Origin of the sequence: Micromonospora sp. M61 (assembly GCF_018070245.1) — a bacterium.
GTDB classification, from domain to species: domain Bacteria; phylum Actinomycetota; class Actinomycetes; order Mycobacteriales; family Micromonosporaceae; genus Micromonospora; species Micromonospora zamorensis.
The window spans coordinates 71135-82749 of record NZ_JAGPYA010000008.1 but is presented as its reverse complement, the minus strand read 5'-3'; the positions used below and the strand labels follow the sequence as shown (position 1 = coordinate 82749).

Annotated in this window: 10 protein-coding genes; all 10 read left to right on the top strand. The window is 72.3% G+C overall.

Annotated elements, in window-relative coordinates:
• Nucleotides 1-12: 12 nt before the first annotated feature.
• The 10 genes from KBX34_RS07095 to KBX34_RS07050 all read left to right on the top strand — a co-directional run bounded on the left by KBX34_RS07095 (nucleotide 13) and on the right by KBX34_RS07050 (nucleotide 11518).
• On the top strand, nucleotides 13-936 hold the full coding sequence (locus KBX34_RS07095) for a PrgI family protein (protein ID WP_210924055.1): 924 nt from the start codon (nucleotides 13-15) through the stop codon (nucleotides 934-936).
• Nucleotides 933-2723, top strand: a complete 1791-nt coding sequence (locus KBX34_RS07090) for a VirB4 family type IV secretion system protein (RefSeq protein WP_210923926.1) — start codon at nucleotides 933-935, stop codon at nucleotides 2721-2723. Before KBX34_RS07095 ends, KBX34_RS07090 begins: the two co-directional genes overlap by 4 nt.
• Nucleotides 2720-5236, top strand: a complete 2517-nt coding sequence (locus tag KBX34_RS07085; RefSeq protein WP_374223662.1) for a helicase HerA domain-containing protein — start codon at nucleotides 2720-2722, stop codon at nucleotides 5234-5236. The genes KBX34_RS07090 and KBX34_RS07085 overlap by 4 nt, the downstream gene beginning before the upstream one ends.
• A 211-nt stretch (nucleotides 5237-5447) precedes the next feature.
• Nucleotides 5448-6323: a replication-relaxation family protein gene (locus tag KBX34_RS07080; RefSeq protein ID WP_210923917.1), complete on the top strand. Its 876-nt coding sequence runs from the start codon at nucleotides 5448-5450 to the stop codon at nucleotides 6321-6323.
• Nucleotides 6324-6802: 479 nt separating this feature from the next.
• Nucleotides 6803-7519: a hypothetical protein gene (locus KBX34_RS07075; RefSeq protein ID WP_210923915.1), complete on the top strand. Its 717-nt coding sequence runs from the start codon at nucleotides 6803-6805 to the stop codon at nucleotides 7517-7519.
• A gap of 413 nt (nucleotides 7520-7932) precedes the next feature.
• The gene (locus tag KBX34_RS07070) at nucleotides 7933-8607 is read left to right on the top strand and encodes a hypothetical protein (protein WP_210923913.1); all 675 of its coding nucleotides are present in this window, start codon (nucleotides 7933-7935) and stop codon (nucleotides 8605-8607) included.
• Nucleotides 8604-8996 (top strand): hypothetical protein, encoded by a 393-nt coding sequence (locus KBX34_RS07065; protein WP_210923911.1) that lies wholly within the window; start codon nucleotides 8604-8606, stop codon nucleotides 8994-8996. The genes KBX34_RS07070 and KBX34_RS07065 overlap by 4 nt, the downstream gene beginning before the upstream one ends.
• Nucleotides 8997-9152: 156 nt before the next feature.
• Entirely contained in the window at nucleotides 9153-10052 is a 900-nt protein-coding gene (locus tag KBX34_RS07060) for a MarR family transcriptional regulator (RefSeq protein ID WP_210923909.1), read from the top strand.
• A 93-nt stretch (nucleotides 10053-10145) separates the two neighbouring features.
• Nucleotides 10146-10823: a GGDEF domain-containing protein gene (locus KBX34_RS07055; RefSeq protein WP_210923907.1), complete on the top strand. Its 678-nt coding sequence runs from the start codon at nucleotides 10146-10148 to the stop codon at nucleotides 10821-10823.
• 107 nt (nucleotides 10824-10930) lie between these two features.
• Complete coding sequence (locus KBX34_RS07050) at nucleotides 10931-11518, top strand: hypothetical protein (protein WP_247671545.1); 588 nt, start codon at nucleotides 10931-10933, stop codon at nucleotides 11516-11518.
• Nucleotides 11519-11615: the final 97 nt, after the last annotated feature.

The window sequence follows — 11615 nt, the reverse complement described above, 5'->3', positions numbered from 1 at the left end:
ATGAGGGCGCGGATGCCGGCCGACGTCGACGCCCCCGACAAGGTGGCCTACGGGCTGACGTTCCACCAGCTGGCGATCGTCGCCGCCAGTGCGCTGCTGTTCTACACCGGGTGGCGCACGCTGCACGATGTCGTGCCGGCGCCGGTGTTCATCGGCGCTGGTGTGGTGCTCGGCGGGCTGGTCATCGGCCTGGCTCTGGGCCGCCGCGACGGCCTGTCCATGGATGTGTGGCTGGTGCACGCGATCCGCCACACGCGCGCCCCCCGGTCACTGTCCACCGCCACCATCGCGGCGGACACCGGGACGCCGGATTGGGTCGAGACCCCCAGCAGCGGCCGGATGCCGCTGCCAGCGCCGTTGCGGCTGCCAGCCGACGCTATCGGCGACGACGGGGAGATCAGCCTCGGTGACGCGCGGGCGGTGATCGTCGGCACCACCACGGTGAACCTCGCGCTTCGCACACCCGGCGAGCAGGCGGCCCTGATCGAGGGGTGGGGTCGGTGGCTCAACAGCCTGTCGACGCCGACGGAGATCGTCGTGTCCGCGCAACCGGTTGACCTGATCTCCCACAGCCGGGCTCTCGCCGCCTCCGTGGACGTCCAGCCGCATCCGCGGCTGGGCGCGGCGTGCGCCGATCACGCGGAGTTCCTCGGCGACCTGGCCGCCCGGCGGGACCCGCTGCGTCGGCAGGTCCTGGTCGTCACCCGCGCGGCGGCCGGCGAGCGCGCGCATGCCGCGCGGCGGCGAGCCGATGACACGGTGCGGGCGTTGGCTGGCCTCGGCGTCAGTCCGCGGGTGCTGGACGGCTCGGCGGTCACCGCCGCCCTGGCCGGCGCCGCCGACCCGTACCGCCCGCCGCAGCCGGGCCGCCTGGCCGCACCCGACGCCGTCATCACCGCCGCCACGCCCACCCGCAGGACAAGGAGAAGCCCATGATCAGGAAGAGACGCTCCGGCGGCGATGGCGCACCGCTGCGGCCGGGCTCGCTGGCGTCGGCGGTCGCGCCGGCTGCCGTCGAGGTCACGCCCCGGTGGCTGCGCGTGGGCGACGGTTTCGCCGCCACCCTCGTCGTGACGGGCTACCCGGCCGAGGTTGGTCCGGCGTGGCTGGAGCCGCTGCTGTCCTGGCCGGGCCGGCTCGACCTCGCGTTGCACATCGAGCCGCTGCCGGCGCCGATCGCCGCGTCCCGGCTGCGCACACAGCGGGCGCGGCTGGAGTCGTCGCGGCGGGCCGACTCCGAGCGCGGCAAGCTGGCCGACCCCTACGTCGATGCCGCCGCAGATGACGCCGGTGACCTGGCCGAGCGGCTGGCCCGAGGGGCGGCGAAGCTGTTCCGCGTCGGCCTGTACCTGACCGTGCACGCCCGCACCGAAGACGACCTCCTGCAGGCGTGCGCGCAGGTCCGGGCCGCCGCCGCGTCCACCCTTCTGGAGGTGCAGCCCGCGACGTGGCGGCAGCTTGCCGGCTGGACCACCACCCTGCCTCTCGCCTCGGATGGGCTGCGGATGCTGCGCACCATGGACACCCAGGCCCTCGCGGCCGCGTTTCCGCTGTCGAGCCCGGACCTGCCCGCTCCGCTGCCCGGCGACCCGCCGGGCACCGGAGGTGTGCTCTACGGGATCAACCCCGCCAGTTCGGGGATCGTCTGGTGGGACCGCTGGACGCAGGAGAACCACAACTCGATCGTCCTGGCCCGCTCCGGAGCCGGGAAGTCGTACTTCGTGAAGCTGGAGATCCTGCGCAACCTCTACCAGGGGGTGCAGGTCGCGGTGGTGGACCCCGAGGACGAGTACCTGCGACTGGCCGACGCGGTCGGCGGCAGCATCGTCCGGTTGGGCCTGCCCGGCGTGAAGATCAACCCCCTGGACCTGCCGGTCGGCGACCGGCGTCCCGACACCCTGACCCGCCGCGCCCTGTTCCTGCACACGCTCATCAGCGTGCTGCTCGGCCACCAGCCACCACCGGCGGAGCGAGCCGCACTGGACCGGGCCATTCTCGCCGTCTACCGGGCCGCCGGGATCACCGCCGACCCGGCCACGCACCACCGGCCGGCACCGCTGCTGCGCGACCTGGCCGCCACGCTACGCGCCGACGACGACCCGGCCGCCGCGACGCTGGCCGCCCGCCTCGCGCCGTGGGTGCAGGGCAGCTTCGCCGACCTGTTCGACGCGCCCACCACCCAGGCACCGGTCGGACACCTGGTCGTGTGGTCGCTGCGGCACCTGCCCGACGAACTGCGCACCGTCGGCACCCTGCTCGCGCTGGACTCGATCTGGCGCACCGTCGACGCCCCACAACGCCCCTCGCGGCGGCGGCTCGTGGTGGTCGACGAGGCGTGGCTGCTGATGCGCGACGGCGAAGGCGCCCGCTTCCTGTTCCGCATGTCGAAGGCGGCACGCAAGCGCAACGCCGGGCTGACCGTCATCACCCAGGACGCCGCCGACGTGCTGGGCACCGACCTCGGCAAGGCGGTGGTGTCCAACGCCTCCACCCAGGTGCTGCTGCGGCAGGCGCCGCAGGCCATCGACGCCGTCGGCGAGGCGTTCGGGCTCACCGACGGTGAACGGCGACTACTGCTCTCGACCCGCCGCGGCCAAGGGCTGCTGATCTCCGGGGCGAGCAGGACCAGCTTCGAGTCGATCGCCTCCGACGCGGAACACGCCCTGTGCACCACTGACCCGGCCGACCTGGCCGACCTCGACGAGGAAGACGACGACCTGTGATACCACCGACCGAAGCCTTCCGAGCAGCGCTCGCGTCACCGCCACCGGCGCCCAGCCCCACCATCGGGCCGGGCGCTGGCCCCATCCCACCCCCTACCGGACCAGCGGGCGCGCTGCTCGACGCCGCCGGGTGGGCCACACAGCGGCCGTGGCTGGCGGCGGTCGCCGCTGGCGGGCTGATCGTGTGGATCGCGGCCCGCAACCTCGTCGAGATCGGGCGGCACCGCCACCACGCCCTCGGCGCGCGCCTCGTGACGATCGCGCCGCCGCCGGAAGTCGACCCGCACAGCGCACCAGCGTTGTGGGCGAACCTGGCCGGCGTGCTGACCCCCTCACGGCGGCGGCGCCTGCTGCACGGCGCCCCGCACGTTGTGTGGCAGTACACGTGGTCCGGCCGGCAGCTGCTCATCTCGATCTGGGTTCCCGGCACCGTCCCTGCGGGGGCGGTCGAGGCCGCGGTGCGGGGGGCGTGGCCCAGCGCGGCCACCACCACCGACGACAACCCCCCGCCGCCGATCCCCCTGGACGCCCATCCCACGGCTGGTGGGCACCTGCTGCCCGTGTACGCGGAGTGGCTGCCGCTGGCCACCGACCACGACACCGACCCGCTGCGCCCGCTGATGGCCGCCGGCGCGCAGCTCACACCCCGCGAGTACGCCTGCGTGCAGATCCTCGCCCGCCCGGCCACACCCCGGCGGGCGGCGCGGGCCCGCCGAGCGGCCGGGCGGCTGCGGGCCGGCACGACCGCCGTCCCGGCGATCAACCCGGTCGCGCCGGTGCGGTGGCTGCTGGACGCGTTCCTGCCCGGCAGCGGCACCGGCCGCGCTGCGGCGCCCGCGTCCCGTCGGGATCCCACCGTCGAGCGCGATGTCCGGGCGATCCTGGACAAGACAGCGCACCCGCTGTGGCAGACCGGCATCCGCTACGCCGTCGCCACCACCAACCGGCGACCTGGCACAGACCCGACCGGCCGGCTGCGGGGCATCGCCGACACCCTCGCCTCGGCGTTCGCCATCCACACCGGCCGCAACCGGCTCACCCACCGCGCCCGGATGCCCGCCCCGGTGGCCGTCCTCGCCGCACGCCGCCTCGGACCCGGATTCCTCACCTCCGCCCCGGAACTCGCCGCCCTCGCCGCCCTGCCGCGCGACCTCGCCGTGCCCGGCCTCGACCGGGCGCGGGCCGCGTCCATGCCGGCACCGGTCGCCGTCCCCGGCGGCGGCCGTGGGGTCAAGATGCTCGGCGACGCCGAAATCGGTGGCCACAGCGTCGGGCTGACGGTGGCGGACGCGAGGTATCACATGCATGTGATCGGTTCCACGGGCTCCGGCAAGACCACCCTGCTGGTCAACATGGCCCTCGACGACATCAAAGCCGGCCGGGGCACCGTCGTCATCGACCCGCACGGCGACCTCGTCCTGGACATCCTCGACCGGCTCCCCGCCACCGTCGCCGACCGCGTCGTCCTCTTCGACCCCGACCAGGACAACCCGCCGACGCTGAACCCCCTCGAAGGCGACGACCCCGACCTGGTCGTCGACAACCTCGTGTCGATCTTCGGGAACATCTTCGCCAAGGCGTGGGGACCGCGGATGGACGACGTCATGCGGGTGGCCTGCCTGACCCTGCTGCGCCACAACAACGTCACCCTGCAACACATCCCCCCGCTGCTCAACAGCCCCCAGTTCCGCTCGGCGATGACGGTGGACCTGGACGACCCGGCCGGGCTCAGCGGCTTCTGGCAGTGGTACGACAGCCTCAACGACAGCCTCCGCTCGCAGGTCATCGGACCGGTCCTCGCCCGGCTGCGCGCGTTCCTGCTGCGCGACTTCGTAAAACGCACCATGCGCTACCCGAAGTCGAGCTTCGACATGGGCCGCGTCCTCGACGGCGGAGTGCTGCTCGTCCGCATCCCCAAGGGCGTGCTCGGCGAGGACACCAGCCGGCTGCTCGGCTCCCTGATCCTCGCGCAGGTGTGGCAAGCCACCACCGCCCGCGCCGGCGTCGAACCCGACCGGCGCCGCGACGCCACCCTGATCATCGACGAGGCACAGAACTTCCTGACCCTGGCCAACTCCCTCGACACGATGCTCGCCGAGGCCCGCAAGTACCGGCTGTCACTCGTGCTCGCCCACCAGGACCTCGCCCAGTTCCCCCGCGACCTCCTCGCTGCGGCGTCGGCCAACGCCCGCAACAAGATCTACTTCACGGTGGCGCCGGAAGACGCGAAGGTCCTGTCCCGGCACACCCTGCCGGAACTGGGCGAGCACGACCTCGCCCACCTCGACGCGTACACCGCCGCGGCACGGCTGGTCGTCAACGGCCGCCAGACCCCGGCGTTCACGATGAAGACCCGGCCGCCGAAGCCGGTCGTCGGGGAGGCGACCGCCATCCGCCAGGCCGCCGCCGCGGCGGTACCGAGCCAGGACACCAGCGCCGTCGACGACCTCGTCGAACGGCTCAGCCGCAGACCCGACGACCGTCGATCCCGTCCGAGGAGCGACCGGAGCTAACTGTCTCTGTCAGACGGTGGCGTCGCCCGGGTCGCGCACCGGCTCGCCATCGGGATCGTCACCGGTGACCGTCAGACATCCGCAGCACAGTGCTGACCTGGGCTGTCAGTGCCGCACACACCCCGTGACAGGCCCTCCGCACCGACCTTCCCCATCCCAGACACCCCTCCCGATCGGGAGGGGAACCCCATCCTGCCCAGGAGCAGACATCGTGTACTCGCGTGTTCCCCCCACCTCCCGCAACCCCGATCCGCTAGCGGTCTTCGGTCGCATCGTCCCCCGCGACCACGCCCTGCTGGCCCTGCTCGCCGAGCACTACCTGCTGTCCACCGACCAAATCACCAGCGCCCTCTTCGACACCCGCCGCACCGCCCAACGGCGGCTGACGATCCTGCACCGCCTCGACGTACTGCACCGCTTCGGCCGCAGCGGCGCCCACGGCCGGTACGGGTCGCTGCTCTACACCCTCGGGCCCGTCGGACTGCAGCTACACCCGACCGTCTACCACGACCCCACGGGCACCAGCGGCAGAGCGCCGCGCAGCTCCCTGGAACGCGCCAAGCGCATCGCCGCCAGCGGCCAGGTCAACCACCTACTCGGCGTCAACCAGTTCTTCACCGACCTCATCGCCACCGCCCGCCACACAACCGGCGCCCGGCTGTCGCGCTGGTGGTCCGAGCAGCACGCCACCACCGTCTACGCCCAGGCCGGCATCCGCCCCGACGGGCACGGCGTCTGGACCGTCGATGACACCTCGACCGGCTTCTTCCTCGAGCACGACAACGACACCGAGAACCGCGCCCGGGTCGTGGCCAAGCTGCGCGGCTACGAACGCCTCACCACCTTCGGCCCCCGCTACCCCGTGCTGTTCTGGGTCCCCAGCCGGCGCCGCGAGGCCAGCCTCCTCGCAGTGCTCGCCGGACTGCGCACCGCCAGCCCGATCGCCACCGCCATTCACGGCCCCGACCCGGCCGGTCGGGTGTGGACTTTCGTCTCGGACCCCACCCACCGCCGGTACCTGCACGAGCTGCCCTGCGACCACGGCCCCGACACGGTCACCAACCCACGGCGCTTCGACCACCCGTAGAACTCACACCGCAGGCCAGCGCGCCGACACCTGCCAGAGTGAGCACCGCCGGCAAGCCGACTACCGTCGCCGACGTCTGTCAGCAAACGAGACCATCTGTGAGAGTCGTGAAGGCTCACAGCTTCCGCGCCGACGAGGACTCCGCTACAAGCCGGAATGCCTTACATCGCAGGTCAACCCCACTTTCCAGCGATCAACTCGTCGGATCGGCCTGACAGAACAGGCCGCTACCGTTCACGGCACTAACACCCCCTCATAAATCTCCACCCCGGTCCGATCCCACCTCGGAACCACCGCCGCACCTACCGGTGCGCCACGCCCACCCGCCCCTCCCGGGGCCGGTCGGCGCCGCGCCGCGCGGCGACCCCAGGTCGCACCGCACCAACCCGCACCGCACCTCTCCCGCAACCGACCCACGCACCCAGTGGGCCGGTCATCTCCGCGCGCCCTGACGCGCCCACCCGCAAGGAGGAACATTCATGCCCAAGAACTCGACCCGGAAGGCAACCTCGCCGGCTGTCACACCGACGGCGACGATCCGCACCATGATCGTCTGCGTGCCGGGCGACCTGCCCCGCGAATCCCTGACCGCACACCAGCTCGACCGCAACTTCGGCGTGCAGGGCACGCTGTCGCCCCGCTTCTGGGCCAGCCCCGCCCTGCACCTGTGGCAGCGCAGCCAGATGTTCGGACTGCGCAAGGGCCGCCCGGCCTACTGCGCCGGCGGACCAGCGCGACTGCTCGACCTGACCGCCATGCGCCAAGCCGCCGGTGTCGGGGCGGGCATCCGCCATCAGGTGTTCAGCCGCGCCGTGCACGGCACCCGCAACGCCACCCCGTGGCACGTCTACGAAGCCCGCCACCTGGCGGACCCGCCGCAGTACCCGTGGGACGCGGCCGTCGCGGACTTCACCCATCAACCCCGGGTCAACGCCATCCGGATGCACAACGCCGCCACCTACGGCGCCGGGCAGATCCGCCTCAGCGAACTGGAGATGTACCAGGCCGGCTGCATGGCCTACCAGCACCACAGCGCCCTGACCGCCCTCGCGGGCGACGCGCTGATCACCGCCGAAGGGGCGAAGCTGGCCCCGGCCAGCGACGCCATGGCCGACCGGGTGACCTACCTCGAACAGGCCAACCGGCTGCTCGACGCCATCGACCCCGACCAGCGACTGCTCGCGGTCGCGCTCTGACAGAGCCGGCCAAGAGGGAGACACGGCCGACGGGCCCGTCATCGGTCTTGCTCGACAAGGTCAGCGTCCGCGCCCCGCGCCCCGCGCCGCAGCGCCGCGAACCGTTAGCCATCCACGCGCACCTCATCGCGCAGCTTCGGGTCGCCGCACGCACTGGCGCACCGCCCTGCTCACCATCCTGGCGACCGGCTCACGGTATCGGCAGAAATCCCGCGAGCCGCCGCATCTCGGCTCCGGCGTGCCAGTCGCCCCTCGCAGGGGCGCTGACAGCGCTGCCGGCCAGCGAGACGGCCGCCCTTTCCCTCTTGCGCATAAGCCGGCGAGCGCCGGCACCAACTCCTCGACACGTCACCGAGCCGTCGGCGACCAGGCCCTGGTCGCCGTCATCACCCTGCCTGAAGGGACACCGCCCCATGATCCAACTTCCGATCTGCCCCGTCTGCAACGAGCCGGTGGCAGACCAACCCACCACGCACTGGACCAACGCCTACCGCGGCGGCATCCCGTGGTGGCATCTGACGGACAACAGCCCCATCTGCGCGGCTGCCGACGGCCAACCCTCACAGCCGACCCTCGTCGCCGACCCGCTTCCGGTCGACAGTCAGACCAACACCTGGCTCGACGACATGAGCCGGCTCTTCGCCGTCGACGGTCCCTACGACCCCGCCCGACTGGGCAGCGCCATCACCGCCGCCGAGCACCTCACCCGCTGGCTGCACACGGCCACCGGACCGTTCAGCGCGCTGCTCACCCTGCCGACGCCCTCCGACGTCACATCCCTGATCGGGCACCTACACCGCAGTACCCGGTTGCTCGCCCGGGTGCACGCACAGACCGGCTCCTACCTCCTCGACCAGGCCCGCCAGGCACACCTCACCGGCCTCGATGACAGCGAAGGGCGCAGCGAGGTCATCGACGCCGTCGACGACATCCGCGCGTGGTTGCAGGACGCGGCCGACTGGCTCGCCCAGTCGGCGCAGGCGTCAGGGGTCGCTTGGTCCAGCGCCCGCACGGTCACGGCCGCGAGTCACCTCGGCGCCTCCTCCACCCCCGGCGGCGGCACCGACGGCCAGGAGGGCCAGCAGTGACGACGCCTGACTACACGCCGCGTCAGGGCAGTACAGCCGTTTTCTCCGGTCGGTGGCTGCGCTACGAACCGGTCCCTGGCTTCCACCGCTACCACGAGGGATACCTCGCGACGGTGGCCGGTTGGTGGAACGGCAGCTTCGAACTCGCCCTCGACCACGAGGCTGTGACCGCCCTTACCCAGACGTTCGCCGCGATGGCCAGCTACGTCGGCGGTGACTGGCGCACGGTCGGCTTCGACGGGCACACGCTCACCATCGCCCGTCCGGTGTCCCTCGGCGGCGGCGTCCACCTCGTGGAGCCGACCGGTGGGCGGTATCGGATCGGCTGGGGCCTGCCGTGGCTGCCGGTCGACCCGAGCCGCTGCGACCACGTCTTCGGCCAGCCATAGCCGCACCGCCTACCAGCACGGGGCTTGGCAGGTTCCGCCCCGAGCGTCGACGGCATCCCAAGATTCGTCACCGCACTTGATCACGAGGCGCTGTCGAAGCGTGGATCAGTGCACGCCACATCCCGGCAGACGCAACAGCAGCCACAGGGAGGACTCATGGACAACACGACCGGCCAGACCGGAGTGCCAAGCGCGCTCGACAAGGTCGCCGCCGCTCTGGCAGCACTTGGCCCGGACACGGCCGCCGCGATCGCTCAGCGCGCCGGCGTCGGCTACTCGACGGCCACCAAACGACTTCGCACCCTTGCAGAGGCAGGCCAGGCCGAATCGTGGCGCGCCGACGACGGCCGCACGCTCTGGCGGCACCTGCCGCACACGGCGACCAGCACCGACAGCGACGACCCGCCGGCGACCACAACCGACGCGAGGCGCGACCCGCCCCCCGCAGTGACGGACGACGACACGGACGAGGCTCACGGACCGGCAGAGGGGGCGAACACAGCGTCGGTGGCGAGACCAAACCACGAGTCGACCGGTCCCCAGCCGGTCGGCGATCGCCGACCAGCGCCCGACGGCGACGCCGGCAGGCAAGCCCTACAGGACCCACCCGCCCAGCCGGACAGCGTCCCCGACCCACCGACCACAACGCAGGCGGAGACTGGCGAGGCTTCCCTGGCCGACGCCGAGAATCCGGCCGCAGCCGACGCGTCTGGTCAGGCAGACTCCCGGCCCAGTCTGGACCCGGCGGGCAGCGACGACACCGCTGCGTCCAGCAGCCCGACCGAGGCTCCGAGCGCGTCAGGTAGCGGGACGCCGCGCCGGTCCAAGGGCAGCCTGCGCGGGGCCATCCTCGACGTCCTCGAAGCCCATCCCGGGCAGCCGTTCAAGACCAGTCAACTGTGCAGGGCCATCGACCAGGCGAACGAGGCCACCGACTCGGCCAAGGCCAGCGCGGGCGCGGTCGTCAACGCCGTGCACAAGCTCGTCACCGACGGTGTCGCCGTTCAGGTCGCCGAGAAGCCGGCGACCTTCCAACTCGCCCCGGCAATCAACTAGCAACCCGTTACCGCTGGTAGCCCGGGGCGGGCGTCGAACTTGGCGGAACCACGCCCGCCCCGGTGCTCCTTAACGCACAAGGAGCGACGTCAAGTGTGTCACCTGAGCTCGTACCTCGCGGCGGCCGGCGGAGTCCTCGCCGGTCTCGCCGTCGCCGCGGCTCTGCTCGCCCGGCAGCGGCAAATCATCGACCATCAGCGACAAACGTTGGCCGCCCGCGACCGTGACCGGTCCCATTGGCACCGGCTGGCCACGCACAACGACACGACCGACCTGCCGAACCGGCGGGCCCTGTGGACCCACCTCGAGGCCACGTTCTCGCTCGGGGAACCACTCGGGCTCGTCCTCATCGACCTGGATCGGTTCAAGCAGGTCAACGACGCCTACGGCCACGAGCACGGCAATGACCTGCTGCGCGAGGTCGGTCGCCGACTGAGGGCCCTCGGGCCGTCGGTCGCCCTGGCCGCGCATCTCGCTGGCGACGAGTTCGCCCTTGTCGTGCACGGCGACGACGGTGAGGTCGAGGCTGCCGCCGAGGCCGCTCACCGGCGCATCTCGGCGCTCCCGTTCGAGATCGCCGGCCGGCAGGTGATCGTCGCCGCCAGCGTCGGTTACGCGCTCGCCGAGCCGGGCATGCTGACCCGCGATCTCCTGCACGCGGCCGACCAGGCCATGTACCTGGCCAAACGCAAGCGTTGCGGCGTCCGCGCCCACGACCCGGACCATGCCACGCCGCCGGGAATCGTCATCCGCTACCGCGACCTGCGGTAACACGCGGCCCTTGGCGCCAACCGCACCACGTCCCCGCACGCACCAGAAGCCCCGCAGGCCATTCGGCCTGCGGGGCTTCGCGTATGTCAAGGAGCTCCATCCCCGTGATGTCCTTCCACGCCGTCCACACCCTGACCGGGTGCCTGCTGGACGTCGAGGCCAGCGCCGAGCTTGTCGGCTGGGGCCGCCCGCCGCTCCTGTTGCTCGTCCAGGACCGGCCGGCCCCAACCGCACCGCACGGCACGAGACGCCAGATGCGCGCCGTTCACCTACCGCTCAACGAAGCCCGCATGGGCCGCTACCGGGCCGGACTCGCCGACCTCCTGGCGGACCTCGCCACCGCGCTCGACATCAACCAGCCTGTCGCCCGGCCCACCCTCGCGGCCTGCGTCGACGTCGGCCTGATCACGGACCTCCTCGCCGATCCCACCCCCGGACTCCGCCTGCTGGCCTGGGCCGTCTGCTACGAGGACGTCCTCGTCGAGTCCGACGACCTGCACGAGATCCGCCGCGTTGACGCGGTCGACGCCGACCGCCGCGGCTACCGGATCACGAGGCTGCGGGGCGAACCGCACCCCGTGGTCCGCGTCGACGACCACGTCGACCACGACAACGCGCCCTCCACTCGCTCCGCACTGGCACGTCTCGTCGAGACCACCAGCAGGCCCGGTCGAATCACGCCGACGGCCTCCTGACGGCCGCCGACACCCGGCCGGGAGCGCCGGTCCCGACCTCACCCGCGCGCCGCACACCGTCCCCCTACGGCACCACCCCGGCAGACGACTTGACCTT

Excerpts from the sequence above, each read along its gene's own strand:
- KBX34_RS07095 (WP_210924055.1), top strand. The coding sequence starts at position 13 with ATGCCGGCCGACGTCGACGCCCCCGACAAGGTGGCCTACGGGCTGACG.
- KBX34_RS07090 (WP_210923926.1), top strand. The coding sequence starts at position 933 with ATGATCAGGAAGAGACGCTCCGGCGGCGATGGCGCACCGCTGCGGCCG.
- KBX34_RS07075 (WP_210923915.1), top strand. The coding sequence starts at position 6,803 with ATGCCCAAGAACTCGACCCGGAAGGCAACCTCGCCGGCTGTCACACCG.
- KBX34_RS07070 (WP_210923913.1), top strand. The coding sequence starts at position 7,933 with ATGATCCAACTTCCGATCTGCCCCGTCTGCAACGAGCCGGTGGCAGAC.
- KBX34_RS07060 (WP_210923909.1), top strand. The coding sequence starts at position 9,153 with ATGGACAACACGACCGGCCAGACCGGAGTGCCAAGCGCGCTCGACAAG.
- KBX34_RS07050 (WP_247671545.1), top strand. The coding sequence starts at position 10,931 with ATGTCCTTCCACGCCGTCCACACCCTGACCGGGTGCCTGCTGGACGTC.